This window comes from Methyloparacoccus sp. NF-16, assembly GCF_056880625.1.
This window is the reverse complement of record NZ_CP174130.1, coordinates 511,708-533,398: the sequence shown is the minus strand read 5'-3', so window position 1 is coordinate 533,398 and position 21,691 is coordinate 511,708. Positions and strand designations below refer to the sequence as shown.

18 protein-coding genes are annotated in these 21,691 nt (G+C 65.5%); 8 read left to right on the top strand and 10 right to left on the bottom strand.

Annotation, left to right across the window (positions count from 1 at the left end):
* Positions 1-53: 53 nt before the first annotated feature.
* Both ACH5N8_RS02495 and ACH5N8_RS02490 read left to right on the top strand, forming a co-directional pair.
* Positions 54-2,744, top strand: coding sequence for a UPF0182 family protein (locus ACH5N8_RS02495; RefSeq protein ID WP_483282373.1), 2,691 nt, complete (start codon positions 54-56; stop codon positions 2,742-2,744).
* A 205-nt stretch (positions 2,745-2,949) separates the two neighbouring features.
* Positions 2,950-3,219 (top strand): hypothetical protein, encoded by a 270-nt coding sequence (locus tag ACH5N8_RS02490; protein WP_483282372.1) that lies wholly within the window; start codon positions 2,950-2,952, stop codon positions 3,217-3,219.
* 573 nt (positions 3,220-3,792) lie between these two features.
* Here the strand turns inward: ACH5N8_RS02490 and ACH5N8_RS02485 are convergent.
* Complete coding sequence (locus ACH5N8_RS02485) at positions 3,793-3,933, bottom strand: hypothetical protein (protein ID WP_483282371.1); 141 nt, start codon at positions 3,931-3,933, stop codon at positions 3,793-3,795.
* Positions 3,934-4,043: 110 nt separating this feature from the next.
* On the bottom strand, positions 4,044-5,252 hold the full coding sequence (locus ACH5N8_RS02480) for an SLC13 family permease (RefSeq protein WP_483282370.1): 1,209 nt from the start codon (positions 5,250-5,252) through the stop codon (positions 4,044-4,046).
* Positions 5,253-5,319: 67 nt separating this feature from the next.
* Here ACH5N8_RS02480 and ACH5N8_RS02475 point away from each other — a divergent pair, with 67 nt between their 5' ends.
* The gene (locus ACH5N8_RS02475) at positions 5,320-5,736 is read left to right on the top strand and encodes an MAPEG family protein (protein ID WP_483282369.1); all 417 of its coding nucleotides are present in this window, start codon (positions 5,320-5,322) and stop codon (positions 5,734-5,736) included.
* Positions 5,737-5,811: 75 nt separating this feature from the next.
* On the opposite strand, the gene ACH5N8_RS02470 is transcribed toward ACH5N8_RS02475, so the two are convergent.
* A complete protein-coding gene (locus ACH5N8_RS02470; RefSeq protein ID WP_483282368.1) occupies positions 5,812-6,732 on the bottom strand; it encodes a hypothetical protein in 921 nt (306 codons plus the stop codon).
* Positions 6,733-6,929: 197 nt separating this feature from the next.
* Here ACH5N8_RS02470 and ACH5N8_RS02465 point away from each other — a divergent pair, with 197 nt between their 5' ends.
* Positions 6,930-7,592 carry a hypothetical protein gene (locus ACH5N8_RS02465; protein WP_483282367.1) on the top strand — a complete coding sequence of 221 codons (663 nt, stop codon included), beginning with the start codon at positions 6,930-6,932 and terminating at the stop codon, positions 7,590-7,592.
* 81 nt (positions 7,593-7,673) lie between these two features.
* Here the strand turns inward: ACH5N8_RS02465 and ACH5N8_RS02460 are convergent, their stop codons facing one another.
* The 4 genes from ACH5N8_RS02460 to ACH5N8_RS02445 all read right to left on the bottom strand — a co-directional run bounded on the left by ACH5N8_RS02460 (position 7,674) and on the right by ACH5N8_RS02445 (position 12,477).
* On the bottom strand, positions 7,674-9,428 hold the full coding sequence (locus ACH5N8_RS02460) for a bifunctional metallophosphatase/5'-nucleotidase (RefSeq protein ID WP_483282366.1): 1,755 nt from the start codon (positions 9,426-9,428) through the stop codon (positions 7,674-7,676).
* Positions 9,406-10,635, bottom strand: a complete 1,230-nt coding sequence (gene glcF, locus ACH5N8_RS02455) for a glycolate oxidase subunit GlcF (RefSeq protein WP_483282365.1) — start codon at positions 10,633-10,635, stop codon at positions 9,406-9,408. The genes ACH5N8_RS02460 and glcF overlap by 23 nt, the downstream gene beginning before the upstream one ends.
* Positions 10,635-11,717 carry a glycolate oxidase subunit GlcE gene (gene glcE / locus ACH5N8_RS02450; protein WP_483282364.1) on the bottom strand — a complete coding sequence of 361 codons (1,083 nt, stop codon included), beginning with the start codon at positions 11,715-11,717 and terminating at the stop codon, positions 10,635-10,637. The genes glcF and glcE overlap by 1 nt, the downstream gene beginning before the upstream one ends.
* Positions 11,718-11,793: 76 nt before the next feature.
* Complete coding sequence (locus ACH5N8_RS02445) at positions 11,794-12,477, bottom strand: hypothetical protein (protein ID WP_483282363.1); 684 nt, start codon at positions 12,475-12,477, stop codon at positions 11,794-11,796.
* A 179-nt stretch (positions 12,478-12,656) separates the two neighbouring features.
* On the opposite strand from ACH5N8_RS02445, the gene ACH5N8_RS02440 reads away from it, so the two are divergent.
* Positions 12,657-13,367 carry a DUF7986 domain-containing protein gene (locus ACH5N8_RS02440; RefSeq protein ID WP_483282362.1) on the top strand — a complete coding sequence of 237 codons (711 nt, stop codon included), beginning with the start codon at positions 12,657-12,659 and terminating at the stop codon, positions 13,365-13,367.
* Between the two features lie 277 nt (positions 13,368-13,644).
* On the top strand, positions 13,645-15,531 hold the full coding sequence (locus ACH5N8_RS02435; protein WP_483282361.1) for a carboxypeptidase-like regulatory domain-containing protein: 1,887 nt from the start codon (positions 13,645-13,647) through the stop codon (positions 15,529-15,531).
* A 554-nt stretch (positions 15,532-16,085) separates the two neighbouring features.
* Here ACH5N8_RS02435 and ACH5N8_RS02430 read toward each other — a convergent pair.
* From ACH5N8_RS02430 to ACH5N8_RS02420, 3 genes are read right to left on the bottom strand one after another with little or no spacing between them, the layout of a single operon-like run.
* Positions 16,086-17,582, bottom strand: a complete 1,497-nt coding sequence (locus ACH5N8_RS02430) for an FAD-linked oxidase C-terminal domain-containing protein (RefSeq protein ID WP_483282360.1) — start codon at positions 17,580-17,582, stop codon at positions 16,086-16,088.
* A gap of 8 nt (positions 17,583-17,590) precedes the next feature.
* Positions 17,591-18,286 carry a rhomboid family intramembrane serine protease gene (locus ACH5N8_RS02425; RefSeq protein ID WP_483282359.1) on the bottom strand — a complete coding sequence of 232 codons (696 nt, stop codon included), beginning with the start codon at positions 18,284-18,286 and terminating at the stop codon, positions 17,591-17,593.
* A gap of 36 nt (positions 18,287-18,322) precedes the next feature.
* Complete coding sequence (locus ACH5N8_RS02420; RefSeq protein ID WP_483282358.1) at positions 18,323-19,204, bottom strand: hypothetical protein; 882 nt, start codon at positions 19,202-19,204, stop codon at positions 18,323-18,325.
* A gap of 378 nt (positions 19,205-19,582) precedes the next feature.
* Here ACH5N8_RS02420 and soxC point away from each other — a divergent pair, with 378 nt between their 5' ends.
* Both soxC and ACH5N8_RS02410 read left to right on the top strand, forming a co-directional pair.
* A complete protein-coding gene (soxC, locus tag ACH5N8_RS02415; RefSeq protein WP_483282357.1) occupies positions 19,583-20,863 on the top strand; it encodes a sulfite dehydrogenase in 1,281 nt (426 codons plus the stop codon).
* A complete protein-coding gene (locus ACH5N8_RS02410; RefSeq protein ID WP_483282356.1) occupies positions 20,850-21,449 on the top strand; it encodes a c-type cytochrome in 600 nt (199 codons plus the stop codon). Before soxC ends, ACH5N8_RS02410 begins: the two co-directional genes overlap by 14 nt.
* Positions 21,450-21,691: the final 242 nt, after the last annotated feature.

Below are 21,691 nucleotides of genomic sequence, written 5' to 3'. Positions count from 1 at the left end.
CCCGGCCCGATCCCCGGCACAACGAACGACCTTTCCTTCAGAGGCTCTCCGCGATGGCGAACTGGAAACGCATCCTGATCATACTGGCCCTGACGCTGCTGGGGCTGGCGGCCCTGCTGCTGGGGGTCGGCCTCGCTTTTACCGACCTCATCGTCGACTTCTGGTGGCACCTCGAACTGGGGCTCGGCGAGTTTTTCTGGCTGAAGCTGCTGTACCGCTACATCCTGTTCGGTGCGGTCACGCTGTTCTTCCTCCTGGTTTTCTTCCTGAACTTCTGGGCGGCCTCGCGTTATCTCGGCGTCGACACCGAGCAGCTGGAACGCCTCGGACGCGCCGAATCCACCCGCCGGCAGCGGTTCCTGGAGCTGTTCCAGACCGGCTCGATGCGGGTCTACCTGCCGCTGTCGCTGGTGCTCGCGGTCGGCATCGCCATTCCGTTCTACCAGGACTGGCATGCCGCCCTGCTGTTCGTGTTCGGCCCCAAATCCGGGGTCAAGGACTTCGTCTTCGGCCAGGACGTCAGCTTCTTCATGTTCTCGTTTCCGGTCTTCCAGCTGATACAGCGGGAGATGCTGATCGCCTTCTCGATCCTGACCGGCGCGATCACTCTGCTCTACTATCTGGAGCACCGCATCATGGCGGGCGGCAGCAAGGAATGGGCACCGGGCGCCAGGGTTCACCTGTCCGGACTGGGGCTCCTGACGGCTTTCATCGTGGCCTGGGGCTTCATACTGGAGCGCTACCAGCTGCTCTACACCGAGGCGCACGAACCGCAGTTCTTCGGTCCCGGGTTCGTCGACATCCGCTATACCCTGCCGATCATCTGGCTGTCGGTGGTGAGCCTGGTCGGTCTCGCCTTCTCCACGCTGCTGCTGGTGCATCGCCAGCGCGGCCAGCTCGCCACACTCGTGCTGGGCCTGACCTTCCTGGGTTCCGTGGGCATCCGGCATATCGACGCCATTCCCCGGGCCATCGATCGCTTCATCGTCAAGCCCAATCCGGTGAAGACCGAACGGCAATCGATGAAGAACAACATCGATGCCACCCTGACCGCCTACGACCTCAACAACATCACCAACATCGACATCACCCCCGGCCTGCCCGACGAGGACGTGCTGGACCCGGAACTGCGCTCACACCTGTACAACATCCCGGTCTGGGATCCGGAATTCCTAGACGACGTCTACCAGCAGCTTCAGGGCATCCGTCCCTACTATCACTTCAGCAATGTCGATACCGATCGCTACATGGTCAACGGCCGGCTGGAGCAAGTGAACCTGGCCGCCCGGGAAAACAACATCAGCCTGCTGCCACCGGAGGCGCAGAACTGGGAGAACACCCACCTCCGCTATACCCATGGCTATGGCGCAGTGGTCACGCCCGCGGCCCAGGATGGCCAGACGCCGATGCACTGGTATCTGCAGGATCTGACCATGCGGACGGACAACAACTTCGAGGTGGTGGACAGACCGGATATCTACTATGGCGAGGAAGACCTGACCTATGCGATCGTGCCGAACAGCCTGGAACTGGTCGGCATACCCAGCGCGGACGAGGAATCCAGCTTCAACTACACGGGTTCGGGCGGGGTACCGATTTCCACGCTGTTCCGGAAACTCCTGTTCGCCATTTATTTCCGCGATGAACGGCTGTTTTTCTCGGTCAACATCTCCAGCAAGAGCAAGGCACTGTTCCACCGGAACATCATCGAACGGGTTCGCACCCTGACGCCTTTCCTCAGCCTGGACCACGACCCCTACATCGTCATCACCCCCAAACGTATCTTCTGGGTCATCGACGCCTACACCACCTCCGACTGGTATCCGGTTTCGAAGCGCAGTACCTACCGCTTCAACCGCGATGACGAAGAGCGGCAGTTCAATTACATACGCAACTCGGTCAAGGTGGTGGTGGATGCCTTCGACGGGCGGGTCGACTATTACATCAACGATTACAGCGACCCCATCATCCAGGGCTACCGCAACGCCTACCCCGGACTGTTCAAGGACATCAGCACCATGCCGCCGATGCTCAAGGAACACCTGCGCTATCCCAAGGATCTGTTCGGGAACCAGATGAGGATCTATGCCCGCTATCACCAGACCGAACCCGAGCTGTTCTACGAGCAGGCCGAAACCTGGGAGTTTGCCCGTGTCAACGATGCGGCGGTCAAACCCTATTTCCTGACCACCGCGCTGGAAGGCTTCCAGAGCGATCAGCACAACTTCGTCCTGATCAACCCCATGACCCCGATCGGTCGCAGCAACCTCAGCGTACTGGCGGTGGCGGGCACCTTCAAGGGCGGCGCCCAGACGGCCATGACATCCCCGAGCAACGGCAAGCAGATCATCATGTACCGCTTCAGCCGCGAATCCCAGGTCGAAGGCCCGGCACAGGTCAGCGCCCTGATCGACCAGGATCCGGAGATCGCGCGCCAGCTGACGCTGTGGGACCAGCGCGGCTCGCGGGTGCTGCGCGGGCGCATCATCGTCCTTCCGGTGGGGCGCTCGGTCCTGTACGTGCAACCGGTCTACATCGTCTCCACCAGCGGAACCCGCATCCCGGAACTGCAACGCATCATCCTGTCGATGGGCAATGTGGTGGTCATGACCGCGTCCCTGGAAGACGGCATCGTGGAACTCGAGCGACGCCTGAAAACCCTGCGGGAGACGATGCCGGGCCGCTTGCCCGCCAGCAGGCGCCCTGCCACGACGCCAGCCGGCCCGTCCCTGTCGCCGATGTAGGCGCCACCGGGGGGATGGCGGCCCAGCGACCGAAACCCGGTCCTGCTGCCGCCCCCGGGCGACCACCCGAGCCGACGACAACCGACCGATAAATGGCAAAATCGCCAGCCATCGGCAACAAAATCGTCGGTCAGGATTGAAAACCGGCTCACCTTACCCAACATTCGGACCTGTGTTTATTTCGCCAGAGATCGAGAGTGCATCCATGAGTAAAGCCAAGGCTTCCGTGAAGAAAACCGCCTTTGTTCCCCCCGCCTTGAACGATGCCAGCCCCATGGCGGAAAAACTGCAATCCATCTACGGGCTCATCAGCTCCGGACACCTGCCTCCGGCGGATACCGTCACCAAGGACGGTCAACCCACCTGGAACTTTGACAACCTGGCCTGCATCCTGGGGTGCGATGCCGACGAGCTCATCCAGCTGCTGCGCAGCAAGACCGCCCGCTTTTCGATCGAACCCGGCGCCCGCCACTGACAACGGGCCAACGCAGGGCCCCACAGCCTCCGGCATGCCGTGGCCGGAAACCGGGCAGCCCACGATACCTGCCCGGCAACCATCGGGCGGGTTGCCGGGTTTCCCGCCTATGCGCGGCGACACAGGCAAAGACTCACGATTTTCCTGACCGACGAGGGCCAAGGCGCATATTGATGACCGCTGCCCAAGGCCGCGCCAGCCCCAACGGTTTGCTTCACGAAAAAACCGGATACGCCGCCCGGCGTCGTCCCGGCAGGTACTCACCCTTTTCGGCTGGCACCGAAACGACAGAACGGATGTCACCCGCCCACCCACCACGACCGGTAAACGACGGGCAAAAAAAGAGGTGCCTGGCGGCACCTCAGCAAAAGAGAGGTTAGTTGCGCACTCGTTTCAGCGTGGGGTCTGATGAAACCCGAAAAGCTCAGCGAGTGGAAGCATATTAATAACCCCGAATATCCGACTCAATGCGGTATTTTGTCGCAGGGCAACTGTGGCAAATGCCCCTGAAATGCGTGGCAAATCACCCACTTACAGGCCGGCAAGGCCGTGGATAAAACCGCGGAATTCCTCTCACCAATCGGCATCGTCGGCATGTACCCGCATTTCCTTGAGCAGCCTGAGCGTGCCCACCAGCAGGGAAACCGCCCCGGCGACAAACAGGGGCGCATGCCCCGTCAGTACGCCTGGCGGAAGCAGCAGTAAACCGAACATGATCAAACCGGTTGCCTTCATCGTCACCACCCTAATTCCATGATGATCGGATCGACCAATCGTTGCGCGTGTGACAAGACGGGTGCGGGATCGTGCCCGGGACAACCGGACTAGGCCAGAAAAAGCATCATGACAGCCAGGCTGGACAGGGTAACGGGTATGCCGATACGGGCATGCGTGATCCAGCCGATCGGCTCGCCATGCCGGGCAGCGACCTCGGCCACGATGAGATTGGCGATGCTGCCCATCAGGATCAGATTGCCCGCCAGCGTGCTGGACAGTGCCAGCCGGGTTCCGCCCGCCTGCCCCTCGGTCAGCGGCAGCAACAGCATCACGGCCGGCACGTTGGAAATCAGGTTGCTCAACAGCACGGATGCCGCCATCAAGGGGCCGGCAGCGTGCGGATCGACGCCCCGCTCCACCAGCAAGGCAATGGCCTGCCCAGGCAGACCGGTGTCCTGCAGAGCCCGGTTGATGACGAAAAGGCTGGTGAAGAGCACCAGCAGCAACCAGTCGACCTGCCCCAGCATGTCGCGGGAATGAAGCCGGCGGGACAGCAGCAGCATGCCGGCGCCGGCCAGGGCCATCAGGTCGTGAGGCCAGTCGCTGGCGAGAAAACCCGCAAACAGTAAACCCGCCACCGCCAGCCCCTTGACGGATTGCCAGCGACTGAAAACATGATGCGCGTGATACGCGATCGCGGGCCGCTCGGCGATATGCCAGCGCTGCCGGTAGGCCAGCAGCAGCACCAGCCAGCTGAGCAGCAGGGAAAGCAATACCGGTCCGGCGGCTTGCCGCAGATAGGTGCCGAAGGACAGGGCCAGCGTCTGGCCGATCAGCATGTTCTGCGGATTGCCGATCAGGGTCGCCGCCGAGCCGATGTTGGCGGCGCATGCAAGCCCGATCAGGAAGGGCGTGCTGTGCAGGGAGCGGACCCGGCAGATGTCGACCAGCACCGGCGCCATCGCCAGACAAACGACATCGTTGCTGAACACGGCGGACAACAGCGCCGCCGTGCTCATCATCAGGGCCAGGACAATGGGCGCGCGCAGCGGCAGGGCGCCGACAACATCCGCGACCCGCACATAGAATCCGCCCAGACGCAGCTGGGCCGACACGATCATGAAGGCGAACAGGAGACTCAGGGTGGGGACATGCACAGCGCCTACCGCCGCCGCCAGGCTCATGCTCCCGCTGGCCAGCAAGGCGATGGCGCCGAGCAGGGCAACCCCGGTCCGATCCAGCCGCAACCCCGGCAGGCCCCCCATAAACAGCCCCAGATAGACCACGGCAAAGATCAGCGGCGTCACGGCCGGCATGGTGAAAGCGAACCTCCCTGGTTAAGCTAAGGCCGCCGAACGATCGGCGATTATCGGAAAACATGGCATGAACCTGCTACCTGTCACGACGCTCAACGCCACCCTGCTGGGCCTTGCCTATGTCGGCCTGGCCTGGCGGGTCATCCACCTGCGCCGTCGCCATCGCGTGCCGATCGGCGACGGTGGGCACGACGCCCTGACGCGGGCGATCCGCGCCCATGGCAACTTCGCCGAATACGTGCCGATCAGCCTGATCCTGCTGCTGCTCGGGGAGCTGAACGGCCTGTCCGGGTGGCTACTGGCCGGTTTCTCGGCCCTGGTCGTCACCGGCCGCATCTACCATGCGCGGGCATTCCTGAGCGATGGCGCACACCTCCGGCAGCGTGTGCTCGGCATGCAGCTGACCTTCCTCGGGATTGCCGGCCTCGCCATCGGCAACCTGATCTGGCTGACGATGCGCTGGCTGGCACCACCTGCCGGGTGAGGGGCCAAAACCGTGCGTTCGGCAGCCCTGCGGCTGACCACATGATGGCACAGCGACGGCAACCGGCCGCGCCACCTACCCCACTCCGGCGGGGCACGGGCTGACGCCCGCCTCCGCCAGTGCCAGCAATCCGGCCTCCAGGGCGACGGCATCCGCCGCCGTGAAGCGGCTTTCAGCCAGATGGCGCAGGGCCCTCGCCGGCAACGCGGGAAAACGCCACATTCCCGCCAGCATCGCGAAGAACGCATGCAACTGGCGGCGGGAGCACACCGACAGACTCTCCGCCGGTCCCTTGCCCTCCTGTCGCAGCCAATGCTCGATCAGCACGGCATGCAGATAGCGCAGGCCATGTACCGGATGGGTATTCATGTCGCTGATCAGATAGTCGAAGCGGTCGGCAAAGGCGGGATCGTCCAGGAACGGGGCGAAACAGCCACCGGCATGCGCCTGCTGCAGAAGACCGAAAAAGAGCCGCTGCAAGCGGAAGCTCCGCGCCTCGCCGCAAAACTTCCAGGCATGCTCCAGATCGTGAACCAGAAACGCAAAGCCGTTGGCCTTGCCGAGCACGGGCTGGCGGGCACGAGGCAAAGGGATCAGGGTCACGGGACGCTCGCCGCCGGCCTGCATGGCCAGAACTTCACCCGGGGACGGGATGCGCAGCATCAGGCGCAGCGGCCACGCATCCAGCAGCCAGCCCCGCAGCGCGCCAGACACCGGGGGTGAGACATGCAGGAAACGGTAGTGCGCCAGCCAGAGCGCCAGCGCCTCCCGCAGCTCGGCACCGGCCTGGAGCAGCAAGGTTTCCCGCCAGGCAAGCGGATCAGGCCCGACGACATGCCGGGTGGTGCGGGAAGCGAACGAACGGCCATGAACATGCAGTTGCCAGAGCAGGAAATAGCTGGCGGCATAGGCGGCATCAGGCAGCTCGCCGGCATCCCAGCGCCGCTGCTGATGCCCCAAATCGCCCTCCAGGCGATCAGCAGTCTCCGCATCCATGCCCTTATCCACGTTCAGCCACGGGGCATCGCCTGGCCAGCCCCCCGTCAATTGCCTTGACGCCATCCGCGCGATGCAGTACAGGGAATCTACTTGGAGAGAACGAACAAAGAGAGAAGGATTGGGGCACTACAACTCTCCAGGCGAACCATCGTCCCAGGCCACAAGCACTCTCGAGCAACTCCGGAGAAACGACCATGTTATCCCGTATGCCATCGTTCGTCGCCGCAGCGCTGCTGGCCCTGCTCGCGCTGACACCCATCGGCGCCCATGCCGCCGAGCCGGCGGGTTATTACAAGCCCATCTCGGGACCGGTCAGCATCAAGCTGGCTGTCCCGGGCATCGTCAATGCCACGATCAAAAGCCCCAACATGAGTGTGATCGGCGCACTGCTAGGCATGACACTGCAATTCGACAGCCCCTCCGGGACGCCGGAAAACTTCGCCATGCACATGAAGCTGCTGGACACGCCGATCAAGCTGGGCGGCATGTGGACCGCCAGGCCCGCCAGCAAATTCATCGTCAAGACCGACCTGCAGTCGCTGCTGCCCCTGATCGAGGAAATGGGCGGCACCGCCACGATCACCAAGGACAGCTTCACAGGGCAGGTCATGGCCAATGGCAACATCAAGGCCAATTTTGCCCTGGGCGTGAAGATCGCCATCCTGGGCATCAACATCAAGCTGGACATGTCCGGCTCGATGGTCGGCGCGCCCGGGGCACCGCCCGCCGACGAGCAGGCCGCGAACGCCACGGAACATGCCGGCGACGGCCAGGGTGCGACGCTTGACCCGCGCATCACCCTGCAGGAATTCCTCGCCCGGCAGGTGCAGACGGTCCTGAACCAGAAACAGCCGTAGGTTCCCCCAGAGCGGCCATCACCGATAGGGGCGGCGGTTCCCCGGACCCGCCGCCCATTCAGGGGGTTACCCCCGCCTTATCTACTGAATCCCCTGCCCCACCGTCCGCGCGATGATGCGACCCTCGACCCGGGCCGACACCTCGCCCTGGCGCTGGAGAAAGTCGTGCAGCGCGCCGAAGCCGGAGACCGGCGTCAAGGCCACGGCCCCTGGCGCAATCACCCGGGCCGCCAGCAGCGCCGTGCCGATCAGCCGGGGCGTCGCAACCGAATAGTACCGATCAGGTTCCAGCGGCTGCCCGCCCACCTGCAGGCTGTCCGGCAACAGATGCGTGCGCCTGACATCCTCCAGCGGCGCAGGATCATAGGCATAGCGGATGCCGGACACCTGCGGCGCGTAATCCGGCCCCGCCACCCCCAAGGGCAACCCGGTCAGTTCGCCCGGGATGGCCAGTTCGATCCGCGTTCCCGTCTCCAGGATGTCCAGCAGGGTCCGCCCGCTGACCCGCAGCCTGACCAGACTGTCGCCATGGACGCCGGGCTGCGTTACCGGGGGTGCGCCGTAAGGCAGCACGCGCAGGACATCGGCAGGCACCATCGGTCCTGCGAACAGCGGCTGAGCGATCAGGCCGCGCACCATGATCGCGGCGTCGGTCCCCAGCGCCTCCCGGAAGGCGTCCGCCACCAGATTGCCGAGTGGCGTATCCCGGGCCATGGGCCAGCGTTGATCGCGCTGATTGTCGATGTCGAACCGGGCCTGCCCCAGCACCTGCCGGAAAACCGCCCCGTAACGTGCCTCGATGCCGGCCACGAAGCGCCCTATCAGCCGCGCCATGGACCTTTGCGGCGGAACATCGCCGTCCACCGGCAACAGCCGGTAGGTACGCTCCACGATGGCGAACCGGCCATCGGGCTGCCGCTCCAGCAGCAGATCGAGCTTGCCGAGATAGCGGTAATGCGAACCCGCCTGCACGATCAGGGTACAGCCCCCGCCTGGCCGGCAGACATCCTGCGGCTGGGCCAGCGCAACGTGATCATGGCCCCCGACGATCACGTCGATGCCCTCGACACGCCGGGCTATCGCGGTATCGCGCGCCAGCCCCAGATGCGAGAGCAGGACAATCGCCTCGGCGCCCTGGCGGCGCAGGCGCGGCATGTGGCGGCTGGCCACGCTCACGGTGTCAGCCAGCACCGCAACGCCATCGAGAGCCAGCCTGGGGATATCGGGCGTGGTCAGACCCAGGATGCCGATGCGCAAGCCGTTGCGCTTCACGAGCACGGAAGGCCGCACCCGCTGACCGAGCTTGCGTGCCTCCCTGAAACCGGCGTCATAGCTCAGATTGGCGGCCAGCAAGGGGAATGCCTGCCGTCCCGCGCCCCAGGCCCGGTCCAGCGACAGGTTGAGTCCACCGGCATCACGGTCGAACTCGTGGTTGCCCAGCGTCAGGGCATCCACCCGCAACCGGCGCAAGACGCGCAATTCCGGCATGCCGGCGTAACGCTGGGAGAAGAACGTCCCGGTCAGGAAATCGCCCGCGTGCAGCAGCAATGCGCCGGGATTTTCCCGGCGCAGCCGGTCGACCAGGCTTGCCAGCCGTGCGGCGCCGCCATAAGGCGGCGCCTGCAACGGATCTTGCCGGGGACCGAACGGCGTCAGCTGGGAATGGCTGTCGTTGACATGCAGGATGGTGATCCGCGCGCGTTCCGCCGCCACGACCGGCGACATTCCCCAGCCGATCGCGACGGCCAGGGCAAGGAGACCACGCCGGGCGGCGAACCGGGGCGACGGCCCGCCGCCACCCCGGCCGCTGCCATCAGGCGTCGCGCGACTGGGCATCCGCCAACAGCTCCAGCCAGTGTCTGACAGGCAGGGTTGCCGCCGAGCAGAGGTGGGTCAGGCAACCGATATTGGCCGTGACGATCTGCCCGGCGCCCGAGGCCTGCAAGGCGGCCAGCTTGGCATCCCGCAGCCGTGTGGCCAATTCGGGCTGCAACACGGAATAGGTCCCGGCCGATCCACAGCAGAGATGCGCGTCGGCGACCGGCAGCAGCCGGAAGCCAAGCCGGGCCAGCAGCGCCTCGACCACGCCGCCCAGTCGTTGACCGTGCTGCAGGGTACAGGGTGACTGAAACGCCAGCGGAACAGGCGCCACCGGCTGCAGCGGCGACAGATCCTCCCGCGCCAGGACCTCGCCGATGTCACGCACCAGCCCGGCGAGGCGCGCCGCCTTGTCCGCGTACCCGGGGTCGTCGCCCAGCACGACACCGTAATCCTTGAGCATGACGCCGCAACCGCTGGCCGTGCTGACGATGGCCTCCGCCCCTTGCTCCACCCAGTCCCAGCAGGCGTCGATGTTGCGGCGCATGAACGCCCTGCCTTCCTCGTGCGCGCCGAGATGGTAGCTGAGCGCCCCGCAGCAGCCGCTCTGCCGGACCTGCACCAAGCTGATGCCGAGCCGGTCCAGCACCCGGGCGGCGGCGTAATCTATCGCCGGCGCCAGCACCGGCTGCACGCAGCCCTCGAGGATCAGCATCCGCCGCGCATGACGGGGCGCCGGCCAGACGAGCGCGCGGGCGGGCGGCAGAGGCGACAGCTGGGACCCGAGCGACCCGGGCAGCCACCGGCGGATCACGCCCGCCGCGTGCAGGGCCCGGCGAAAACGGCCGGGTCGGGTCAGCACGCGACGCAGCAGCCCGCGCGCCAGACGCTCGCGCCAGGGTCGCCCGGCCCGTTCCTCGATGGCACCCCGGGCGATATCGAGAAGTCGGCCATAGCGCACCCCCGAGGGACAGGTGGTCTCGCAAGCCCGGCAGCTCAGGCAGCGATCCAGATGGCGGCGGGTCAGGTCACCGGCGGGCTCGCCCTCCAGCAGCGCCTTGATCAGGACGATGCGGCCACGGGGGCCATCCAGCTCGTCGCCAAGCTGCTGGTAGGTCGGACAGGTGGCATTGCAGAAACCGCAATGCACGCAACTGCGGAGGATGGATGCCGCCTCGCGGCGCTCCCCCGCCGACAGCGGCCCGCCCGGCGGATCGGCACGCATCAGGCGGCGACCACGAGGCCGGGGTTGAACACGCCCTGCGGATCGAAGGCCGACTTGACCCGCCGGTGCAGGTCCAGCAGGGCAGACGGCAGGCCGGCGTGGGCCGGCACGGCGACGGGATCGCCGCGAAACAGCCGGGCATGCCCGCCCGCCTGCCCTGCCGCTGCATGAATAACGGCCGGCGGCGCATCGGAGCGCAACCAGCGCAGGGCACCGCCCCAGTCGTAGAGCCAGTGCCCGGCCAGGGCCGGCACGGGAGTCGCCGGCGCGAGCGACAACCGCCACAGCCGCTGCCCCATCGGCGGGTAACGGAAGAAACGGCTGCTCTGCTCGCGCAGTGCCTGCCAGAACGGTGCGTCGCCAACGACCCAATCCCCCCCCAGAGCCGCCTGCGTCGCCTTCAGGGCCGACGCATGCCCAGCCAGGCGGACATAGGTCCAGCCGTCCAGGTGGGCCAGTGCCGAAATCGGCCAGGGCTGGCCGGACCAGCGGTTCATGCTCGTGATGGCCAACCCGGCATCCATCGGCAACGCCAGCGTCCGCTCGCAATCGGGACGCGGCACCACCCGCAGGGAAACCTCCAGCAGGACCCCCAGGGCGCCGCGCGCGCCTGCCATCAGGCGGGCGATGTCAAAGCCGGCGACATTCTTCATGACCTGCCCGCCGAACGACAGCACCTCGCCCCGACCGTTGATCAACCGGCACCCCAGGACATGGTCGCGCACCGAGCCGGCGAAGGGACGCCGGGGACCGGACAGGCCACTGGCAACGGTGCCGCCCAGCGTGGCGCCGGAACCGAAGTGCGGCGGCTCGAAAGCCAGCATCTGCCCCGCCCCGGCAAGGGTGGCCTCGATCGCGGCCAGGGGAGTGCCGGCGCGTGCGGTCAACACCAGTTCGGCGGGATCATAGTGCAGGATGCCGGCATGACCGGCGACATCGAGCCGATCGCAGACCCCGGCGGCGGCGAAATCCGGCAAGGTCAGAAAATCCTTGGTACCCGCGCCGGCGATGCGCAGGGAGCGGCGCGCGGCCAGCGCCGCGATGACGGCCTCGCGCAACGCCTCGGTCCGGTCGGCTTCCATCAGGACCACGGCACGGCCGGGTATCGGGGGCAGCCGGCGGCATCGGGCGGGATGCCGCCGGTCGCGCTGGGCGCCATCAGGGGGCCGGTGGCGAGACCGGCCCGATCAGCCGCTGGTAAAGCTGCAAATCGCCGATCCGCTTCTCGAATTCCGCTTGCAGCGCCACTATGCCGGCGGGATCGTCGGGCCCCGCCACGATGCCGGTCATCCGCGGCAGGGCAGCCGGCTTGCCCTGTTGCCTGCCGGCAAAGTCAGTAATCTTCTGCAGGCGCGCCTGGCACACGTCGGATGCCCGCGGCGCCGATGCCTGGGGACCGTATGCGTTGACGACGGCAAACACGTGCGACTCGGAGGACGCATCCTGGTAGCGGGACAGGCGAATGTCCAGGTCCTTCAAGCGGTTGGCGATCACCGTGACGTCCTCCCGCGCGCCGGCCTGACAGCAGCGTTCGCTGGCGGCCCTGATGCCGGCAAGATCGGCGTCCAGCGACTGGTTGAAGTCGGCGACCATCAGCGATGTCTCGATACCGGTGAGACACTTGTCCTGGCCAATCGCCCGCAAGCGCCGCACCACGGTGTCGTTGGCCTTGCCCCTGAGTGCGACGGATTGGGCCGCCACATAGCCGGCCCGCCGCGCCGGGTCCTCCAGATCCCGTAGCGAGACCTCCCCGCCGCCGTTGCCAAGATTGAGGGCAGCGCAGCCGCCCAGCGCATGCAGGCCGGCCAGCGACACTATCCTGAACAGGGATCGGTAAGGCATGGCGTTCTCCGGAGGATGGTCGGTCGAAGTCAGGGCAGACAGCTTATGCGGGATACAAACCCGCTTCATAATTCAACACGCTTTCGGACGGACTGCGCAAGTTGATCGTCACCGGCGGCGGCCCCCGTTGCGAACCACCTCTCCTCTCCCCTCACCTCACCTATCCGGAACCCGACCCCATGCTGAAATGGCTCACTTCACTGTTCGGACAACCGCACGACGAAAACCTGGCCGCGCGACAGGAAGACTACCGACGCTTCCGCGAACTGGCCCGGCGTCACAACCTGGTACTCGTCAAGCAACTGCCACCCGCCGCCCTGCCTGAATGCGGCAAGAAACTGGGCCTGTACAAGGCCGGTACGCTGATCCTGAACCAGGACGACGAAATCGCGGTGGCCTACGATTACTGCCTGCATCACCACCGCCGCGGCGGCAGGAACCTGATCGAACGCATCCTGGCCCAGCAGCCACCGGCTGAGGGGACGGACGAACTGCGCTACCTCCAGGCTCTCGCCGGCGCCCGATTCTCACTGTTCCGGATCGCGGAAATCCTGCCCCGCCAGGGTGCGCGCCTGATCGACCTGCTGACGGACCAGCCGGTGGACATCCATGACATGGGCCTGCAATCCACCGGCCAGCCCGGCGTGATCGTAGCCGGACGCCTGCTCGATTTCGGCGACTTCAGCATGTCCTCCGGAACCCTGATTCCGATCCCGGGGACCGTCTTCGAAGCCCGTATCCAAGCGGTCATGCGGAAATTCTGGCCCGGGCTTCCGGCCGGCGATACCCCGCTATCCCCGGCGCAAACCGCGGCTTTCGAGGCGCGGATACTTCGCATTGCATTACACGCCGAGGAAGATATGAGTTTTTATACGGACATGGAAAACTGAGGCGCCCATCCGGCAGATATTGACACGACGCCACTGGACAATCCCAGGCGACACACCTACACTCGCATAGCCTTTGTCGAAAAGCGGATTACACCAACCAAAACCTGCCTTTTTACTCAGGAATACCGGCGCATCATAGGGTATCAATAGCCTTTCGCGGAAAAATAAGAATCATTCCCAAATGATCACGCCCTAAGACATCAAAAAGAACTATATCACGAGACACAGCAATGGTTTAAGGGAAGACTTTATTTGCATTAATATCAGGAGGCATTTCATGTACCTCACACGCTTTTGCCTGACAGCCCTGATGGTGCTGTCCCTCGGGTGGCCAGCCATCCCGGCCCAGGCCGCCCCCTCGCCCACCGAACTTCAAGGCAAGGTAGCGGCACAGGTCGATCCGTTCCTGCTGTTGCGGAACCTCGCCCGACTGTCACCGGAAACCTTCAATCAGTTGCTGGAACAGGCCCTGGCAGGGCTTGAGCTGCCTGACGTCGTCAAGAACCCACTGCAAAACCTCATCAACAACGCCAAGGATCCGGAAGATATCATCGACTTCATCGAAAATGCCGATAAAACCCTGCTGAATAACGCCATCCGTCAGGCCATCAGCCAGTTCCTGGTTTTCAATCGCGACCAGGTTCTGGCCCTGATCCCCAACCTTCCCCAGGAAATCAAGGATGTGCTCGCCTTGCTGCTGCCGGAAACGATCGACCTGAACCAGCTGCCGCTGGCGATGTCGTCGATCACGGTCATGAACAAGTCGGGCTGGCCGCTCTGGTTCGGCATCACCAACAAGGACGGCGACTACAAGATCAAGCTGCCCGCGGGCGCCGTCTCCCTGCGCGTGGGCCATATCGGCTATCGCGAGGTCACCATCCCGCTGGAACAGGCGCTGGCTGGTGCCGGCAAAATCTGGTTGATTCCTACCGCTGGCAGGCTCGAAGGCACTGTCTTCACGGGTAGCGGCTTCCGGCGCAAGGCCATCCAGAACGCCAGGATTACCGTCCTGACCGCGGCGGACGTGGTCACCACAACCGCGGCTGGCTCGCAGAAACCCACCGCCATGAGCAACCGCTGGGGTCTGTTCGCATTCGACAATGTTTCGCCGCTACTGCCTGGCCTGCTCGGCGGTATCGGCGTGCAACGCATCGAGGTGGACGCCGACAATTATTACCTGGAGAAAAAGAACGCCATTTTCCTCGCCGGCAGCAGCCGGACCCCGGTCGAGGTCCGCGAGGCACCGCCGGTGGGTCGCCTGGAGGGTCTGGTTCGGTATGCATCCGCTCTCTTGGGAGCGCTCAAGCGTGACGATGCCAACATTGAAGTCCTGAACGATCAGGATGAGATCATCGCCAGCGGGAAAAGTCTGGCCGGTACCGGCATACTGGATCCCGTAAGAGGCACCTATGCCATCCCGCCGAACTGGCAGGAGGATTATCTCCCGCAGGATCTGTACATACCGAAAGGAACCTACAAGGTAAGGTTCTCCTATCAGGGCTATCCGACAGTGATCAACTCGAATGTGGTGATCAAGTCCGCACGGGCCACCACCTCGGATGCCTGCCTGAATGGCTCACTGAAAGGAACAGTCACTGACCCTTTAAAGTCCGGACTGGCAGCACTGAGATCAGGCGTCAACGTGCGCGTTGTGGATAGTAGCGGCACGATTGCCCAAGCAACGACAGTACTCGGGGTCTATGGGATCGACATCATTCCGGGCGGTACGTACCGGATCGAGTTCCGCAACAATTCCGCATCGACCAACCCGGATGAAGTGGTTGAGAATTTCGAGATCCCGGCTTGCGAAAGCAAGACTTTGGACAAAAGCGTTTATCCTGAATGTTACTATCAGTCCTATGGCTCATTGGGCGGATATATAAGCAGAGACGTCTGCCTTTTAGGTATATGCACAGAGGGGCCGAGAAACAACGTTGATATCCGTGTAATCAACTCGAGCAGCACCCTAGCTGCACAAGGAAGCTCAAATGCAGTTGGCTTTTATGGCAGATCAAGGCCGGACAGTAACTTTACCAAGATACCGAGCGGCAATTACACCATTCAGTTCAGAAAGTCTGCTGGATCGACCAACCCTGACGTCACCGAAACCAACTATACGATCGGGGCTTGTGAAGATCGCACACTGAATAAGAAACTCAATTAAAGAAAGCAACCGTAAATCTCCCATAGATTAGTATTATCGCGGCGGGCTTCAGAAATCGGGCTCGCCGCTTTGCTTTCTTGCATTGGCGACCAGAGCCCCACTGCAAACCTGATTTTATTTTCAGGATCGAGACTACAGGCTGGATTTCCGCGACACGTCAACCCAGGCCACCTACCGCCGATGAATCATCACAAATAAAAGACCCGGCCACCTGGCCGGGTTTTTTTATGGCCCGGACTCCACAGTTGGCCACCCGTAGGCGATCCGGCACCTTCCGCAAGCGTCCTGGACAACTCGGGCTTCGGCGAGAGCAATCGTGCTATTACTCCGACCACAATAAAACGTACGGCCATGGGGTCAGTTGCCGCGCCACACAAGGCTTCCATGGTTTGTAGCCGTTCGATAAAAAATGGCCGGGTTAATAGCCCCGGAGCACGCACCCAAGGGTATGGGTTCTCGGCAGGCTGGATGCCGCACCCGAAAACCCGGGCTCCCCGCCGCACGAGCAGGAAGGGGTTGCGTGTTTCCCGGATGCCGGAAAACCGGGCAGACGCCTAGAACCGCTCCAGCTCGGGATGCGGCAGGCGGCCGCGATGCACGTGCAGGGCGCCGAACTCGGCGCAGCGCGGCAGGCTGGGAATGGCCTTGCCGGGGTTCAGCAGGCCGGCCGGATCGAACGCGCGCTTCACCGCGTGAAACTGCGCCAGTTCGGCCGGGGCGAACTGCGCGCACATCTGGTCGATCTTCTCCACCCCGACCCCATGCTCGCCGGTAACGGTCCCGCCGGCATCGATGCAGACCTCCAGGATGGCCGCACCCAGCGCCTCGGCCTGCTCGCGTTCGCCGGGCCGGCCGGCATCGAACAGGATCAGGGGATGCAGATTGCCGTCGCCGGCATGGAAGACATTGGCCACCGCCAGCCCGTGGCGCTGCGCCAGCTCCGCGATCCGGCCCAGCACCTCGGCCAGCCGGCGGCGCGGAATGGTGCCGTCCATGCAGTAGTAATCGGCGGCGATGCGGCCGACGGCGGGAAACGCCGCCTTCCGCCCGGCCCAGAAACGCCGGCGCTCGGCCTCGTCGCCGGAACGGCGCACCTCGACGGCACCGCTCGCGCGCAGCACCGCCTCGGCCCTTGCCGCATCACCCTCGACCTGCTCCGGCAAGCCGTCCAGTTCGCACAGCAACAGTGCGGCGGCATCGACCGGATAGCCGGCATGGATGAAATCCTCGGCGGCGCGGATGATGGCGTTGTCCATGAACTCCAGCCCGGCCGGTACCAGACCGGCTGCGATGATGTCGGCCACCGCCGCACCGGCCGCTTCGATGCTGGGGAACGCCGCCAGCAGGGTGCGGGCTACCGGCGGGCAGGGCAGCAGCCGCACGACGATCTCCACCACGACGCCGAGCAGACCTTCGGAGCCGCAAACCAGCGCCAGCAGATCCAGCCCCGGCCCGTCCAGGCCACTGCCGCCCAGCGTCAGCGACTCGCCATCCATGGTCAGCAGGGTCACGGCGAGCACGTTGTGCACGGTCAGGCCATATTTCAGGCAATGCACGCCACCGGCATTCTCGGCAACGTTGCCGCCGATGGTGCAGGCGATCTGCGAGGAGGGATCGGGCGCGTAATACAGCCCGTGCGCGGCGGCGGCCTCGGAAATGGACAGGTTACGGACGCCGGGCTGCACCCGGGCGGTGCGATTGACCGGGTCGATGGCGAGGATGCGATTGAGCCGGGCCAGGCTCAGCAACAGGCCGTTCGCCAGCGGCAGGGCGCCGCCGGAGAGACCGGTGCCGGCACCGCGCGGCACCACCGGCACGCCGGCCGCGTGACAGGCGCGCAGCACGTCCCGCACCTGGCCGACGGTTTCCGGCAGCGCCACCAGCCAGGGCCGCTGCTGGATCAGCGTCAGGCCATCGCAGGCATAGGGCCCCAGCCCCTCCGGCTCGGCGATCAGGCCGCCCGGCGGCAGCAACGGACGCAACCGCGCCGCGAACGCCGCCCGCTCGACCGTGTGGACAACCCGCTCGCTGGCATGTGGCCGATAGGGCATGGCGGTACCTAGGCGTGGGAGCGGAAATCGCTTCGCTGCCGGCTCGGCAACAGGAACGGGCGGTACAGAAACATCCCGGCCAGGATGCCGCCCAGGTGGCCGAACCAGGCCACGTCGCTGTAGCCGCTGGTGCCGAGGGCGGTGGTGACCTTGTAGAGCTGGATGATGACCCAGATGCCGAGAAAGGCGATGGCCGGCACCTCGACGAAGATCGGCAGGAACAGCACCCAGATGACGATGCGGGCATAGGGAAACAGGAAGAAATAGGCCCCCATGACCCCCGCCACCGCGCCGGAGGCGCCGATGGTCGGCATGGTCGAGATGGGATTGGCATAGATGTGCGTCAGGCCGGCGATCAGCCCGCAGAGCAGATAGAAGGCCACGAAGCGCACGCCGCCCATGCGGTCCTCGATGTTGTCGCCGAAGATCCACAGCAGCCACATGTTGAAGATCAGGTGCAGCCAGCTGCCGTGCAGGAACATGCTGGTGACGAACGGCATGTAGTCCTCGGGAAACCCGACCGCGGCCGCCCAGTCGGGCCGCATGTAGCGCGCCGCCACCAGCCCGTGCAGATACTGGAACGCGCGCTCCGCGTCCGGTTCCAGGCTGTCGACATAGAGAAACATCAGCAGGTTGACCAGGATCAGCGTCCAGGTCACCCAGGGCGTGTTCTGCAGGGGAACGGTATCGCGGAAGGGAATCATGGCGGATGCGGTTCTCGGATGGCCGAACCGGCGCGGTCAGCCACGCCGGGGTTGCTGCACACGGAAATGCGCGAAGGTATCGACCGCTCCGACCAGCGCCAGCACCGCCAGTGCCTGCGGCGGGAAAAAAGCCAGCAGGATGTAGGCCGGCAGCGCCCAGCCCTGGGGCCGGCCGCGCACCTCGATCACGCCGTGGATGACTGCCAGCCCGACGAAGGCATAGACCAAGATGCCGACCATGAGGATGTCGGCCAGCAGCATCGCATCCCACAGGCCGCCGGCCCAGACCAGCGCCACCGCCAGCGGCAGCACCCAGCGCGGCAGCGCCAGCCGCCGGAATTCCCCGGAAAGGCGCTCCCGGCCGCCCATGCGCGCCTGTAGCCAACGCGCCAGCAACAGCGACAGCAACAGGCCCAGGCCGAACAGCAGCGTCAGAAAGCCGTTGATCAAGCGCAGGCCGCCGCCGACATCGAGCGTCCCGGCCGCCCCTCCGGGCATTCCCTCCAGCGCGTGCCGCAGCCAGGCCTGCCAGAACGCCACCACATCGCCGGTGATCCCGTGCATCGCCAGCACCCCAGCCAGCATGGCGGCACCCGCCATCAGGAGCGGAAGCTGCAGCTCGCCGCTACGACGCAACATCTCGGCCATCGGCACCACCACCGGCCAGAGCAGGAAAACCAGCGGCACGATCTGTCCTGGCGGCAGCCCGAGCCCGTACCAGCCACCCGCGACCACCGCCGTGCCGACCAGCCAGGCGATGCCGCCCGGCAACAGGCCTGCCCGCAGGACCGGCAAGGCCACCAGGGCAGCGGCCGGTATCGCAAACAGCGGCAGGCGCAACGCCAGGACCCCGAACAGCCCGGCCAGGAGCCCCATCCAGCCGGGATGGGAGGTTACCGACAAAACAGGAAGACGCATGGGCAGCCGAGCCGGAAGAGTGGGAAAACGAAGCCGTGGAACATGGCCCCATGCTAACCAATCTTGCCTACCCAGACCAAACCCCGCCCGGACGAGATGGCTTGCCGGACATCAGGTTGCCCCGATCCCCCGGTTCCGGCCATGCCCGGTGCGTTGCGGAATGGACCAGCTTCCGACAGACGAGCGGGAGCACCGAGGGACGCGGGATGCCACCGGCCACGGCAGTCATCGCCACCTGTCCCATCCATGCCCGGCGTCCAAATGATGCGGCTCGTAGCCCGCTGCCCTCGGCCCTGGTGTTCACCACCAGGGCCGCCAGACCACGCCGTCATCGCATCGCCAATCAGCTATGATCGGCCGCAAAAACGGTGGTGAATCATGACCCGAGAAACCCCACGCCTGGATGACGACTTGCAGCCGGTGGCCGGCGGCGGCCTTCTGGACCGCCGGCTGTTCCTGCGCCAGAGCCTGGGGATCGGCGCGGGAACCGGCCTGTTGCTGACCGGCATGGACGCACCGGCCGCCGACCTCCCGCCCTGGATGAAGACGCCCGGCGCACCGTTCAGCAACTATGGCCAGCCATCGCCGCGCGAACGGGAGACCATCCGCTGGATATCGGCCAATCCGGCGGCGCCAGGCAACGGCATTTCCTGGACCCCGTTGCACCGGCTGGAAGGTACGCTCACCCCCAACGGCCTGCATTTCGAGCGCCATCACAACGGCGTGCCGCAGATCGACCCCGACCGGCACCGGTTGCTGCTGCATGGCCTGTTCGGGAAGCCGCTCAGCCTCTCGATCGAGGATCTGCTGCGCTATCCGATGGTGTCGCGGCTCTGCTTCGTCGAATGCGGCGGCAACAGCAACGCCGGCTGGCATGAGGAACCGATCCAGACGCCGGTCGGCTATTTTCACGGGCTGGCCTCGTGCAGCGAGTGGACCGGGGTGCCGCTGGCAACCCTGCTCGACGAGGCCGGACTGCTGCCCGATGCCCGCTGGCTGATCGCCGAGGGCGCCGACGCGGCGGCCATGAACGTAAGCATTCCGGTGGAAAAGGCGCTGGACGATACCCTGCTGGCGCTGTACCAGAACGGCGAGCGCATCCGCCCGGAAAACGGTTATCCGCTGCGGCTGATCCTGCCCGGCTGGGAGGCGGTGCTGAACGTCAAGTGGCTGCAGCGATTGCAGGCGGCGCGGGAACCGGTCATGGCCCGCAACGAGACGGCCCAGTACAGCGAACTGCAACCGGATGGCAAGGCGCGGCAATTCACTTTCCTGATGGAGGCCAAGTCGCTGATCACCCAGCCCTCGCCCGGCTTCCGGCTGCGCGGCCCGGGGCTTTACCAGATCAGCGGCCTCGCCTGGAGCGGACGCGGCAGGATCCGCAAGGTCGAGGTGTCGGCCGACGGAGGCAGGACCTGGGCCGAAGCCGCGCTGCAGGAGCCGGTGCTGTCGAAATGCTTTACCCGTTTCCGCCTGCCCTGGCGCTGGGATGGTTCGCCACGGGTGCTGAAGAGCCGTGCCAGCGACGAGACCGGCTACCAGCAGCCGGAGCGCGCCACCCTGATCGCCGAGCGGGGCCGCAACGGCTATTTCCACTACAACGCCATCGTGTCCTGGGCGGTGGCGACCGACGGGAGCCTGAGCCATGTCTATGCCTGACAGCCGCAGGCTGGCCGGAGCATGGCCAGCCCGGACCGCTCGCGAGCGACGGATTGCTCCATGGAGCTGGCGCCACGCCCTGCTGCTGGTCCTCGTGGCCATGGCGGCGGAGGCCCGGGCGGCGCCCGAGGGGCCCCGGCTGGGCAGGCCGGCGACCGCCGCGGAGATCGCCGCCCTCGACAGCCACGTCTTCCCGGATGGCAGCGGCCTGCCATCCGGCCGGGGCTCGGCGCGGGAGGGCAGAGGCCTCTATGACAGCCAGTGCGCCGCCTGCCACGGCGCGAAAGGTTCGGGCGGCAGCGCCGGCGAACTCGCCGGCGGTTCCGCGCTGGATGGCCCCCACCCGGACCGGACGGTGGGCAATTACTGGCCCTACGCCACCACGCTGTTCGACTTCGTGCGCCGCGCCATGCCCCTGAATGCGCCGCGCAGCCTGTCGGACGATCAGGTCTACGCAGTCACGGCCTACGTGCTGCACCTCAACGGCCTGATCGCCGAGGATGCCGAGATGAACGCCAGGACGCTGCCGGCCGTGCGCATGCCGAACCGCGACGGCTTCATCCGTATCTGGCCCGACGGCCGCTAGGGTTATGAACGGCCGATCGCGAGACCGGAATCGTGAACCTCGCGGCTGGCGGGAACCAGCGTCAGGGAGGGTTGCCATGCCGGGGGATGCGGCAAGCCGAGGCCGGCCCGTGAACGAGGCTGATCGCTGAACGGCCGCACGCTCGCGGGCCCGTATCCGCGTGGCGGGCCCCGATGGCGGCATCCGCGTCTGGCCGGCGGGCCAGCAAGGCTGCCGGCGCGACCGGCCGAGAAAAACCGGCA

What these genes read in the sequence shown, in the direction of transcription:
- ACH5N8_RS02475 (WP_483282369.1), top strand. Translation starts at nt 5,320, where the DNA reads ATGAACCTGCTACCTGTCACGACGCTCAACGCCACCCTGCTGGGCCTT.
- ACH5N8_RS02430 (WP_483282360.1), bottom strand. Translation starts at nt 17,582, where the DNA reads ATGCCCTATCGGCCACATGCCAGCGAGCGGGTTGTCCACACGGTCGAG.
- glcE (WP_483282364.1), bottom strand. Translation starts at nt 11,717, where the DNA reads ATGGAAGCCGACCGGACCGAGGCGTTGCGCGAGGCCGTCATCGCGGCG.
- ACH5N8_RS02435 (WP_483282361.1), top strand. Translation starts at nt 13,645, where the DNA reads ATGTACCTCACACGCTTTTGCCTGACAGCCCTGATGGTGCTGTCCCTC.
- ACH5N8_RS02485 (WP_483282371.1), bottom strand. Translation starts at nt 3,933, where the DNA reads ATGTTCGGTTTACTGCTGCTTCCGCCAGGCGTACTGACGGGGCATGCG.
- ACH5N8_RS02410 (WP_483282356.1), top strand. Translation starts at nt 20,850, where the DNA reads ATGTCTATGCCTGACAGCCGCAGGCTGGCCGGAGCATGGCCAGCCCGG.
- glcF (WP_483282365.1), bottom strand. Translation starts at nt 10,635, where the DNA reads ATGCGTGCCGATCCGCCGGGCGGGCCGCTGTCGGCGGGGGAGCGCCGC.
- soxC (WP_483282357.1), top strand. Translation starts at nt 19,583, where the DNA reads ATGACCCGAGAAACCCCACGCCTGGATGACGACTTGCAGCCGGTGGCC.
- ACH5N8_RS02445 (WP_483282363.1), bottom strand. Translation starts at nt 12,477, where the DNA reads ATGCCTTACCGATCCCTGTTCAGGATAGTGTCGCTGGCCGGCCTGCAT.
- ACH5N8_RS02480 (WP_483282370.1), bottom strand. Translation starts at nt 5,252, where the DNA reads ATGCCGGCCGTGACGCCGCTGATCTTTGCCGTGGTCTATCTGGGGCTG.
- ACH5N8_RS02465 (WP_483282367.1), top strand. Translation starts at nt 6,930, where the DNA reads ATGTTATCCCGTATGCCATCGTTCGTCGCCGCAGCGCTGCTGGCCCTG.
- ACH5N8_RS02490 (WP_483282372.1), top strand. Translation starts at nt 2,950, where the DNA reads ATGAGTAAAGCCAAGGCTTCCGTGAAGAAAACCGCCTTTGTTCCCCCC.
- ACH5N8_RS02420 (WP_483282358.1), bottom strand. Translation starts at nt 19,204, where the DNA reads ATGCGTCTTCCTGTTTTGTCGGTAACCTCCCATCCCGGCTGGATGGGG.
- ACH5N8_RS02440 (WP_483282362.1), top strand. Translation starts at nt 12,657, where the DNA reads ATGCTGAAATGGCTCACTTCACTGTTCGGACAACCGCACGACGAAAAC.
- ACH5N8_RS02470 (WP_483282368.1), bottom strand. Translation starts at nt 6,732, where the DNA reads ATGGATGCGGAGACTGCTGATCGCCTGGAGGGCGATTTGGGGCATCAG.
- ACH5N8_RS02425 (WP_483282359.1), bottom strand. Translation starts at nt 18,286, where the DNA reads ATGATTCCCTTCCGCGATACCGTTCCCCTGCAGAACACGCCCTGGGTG.
- ACH5N8_RS02495 (WP_483282373.1), top strand. Translation starts at nt 54, where the DNA reads ATGGCGAACTGGAAACGCATCCTGATCATACTGGCCCTGACGCTGCTG.
- ACH5N8_RS02460 (WP_483282366.1), bottom strand. Translation starts at nt 9,428, where the DNA reads ATGCCCAGTCGCGCGACGCCTGATGGCAGCGGCCGGGGTGGCGGCGGG.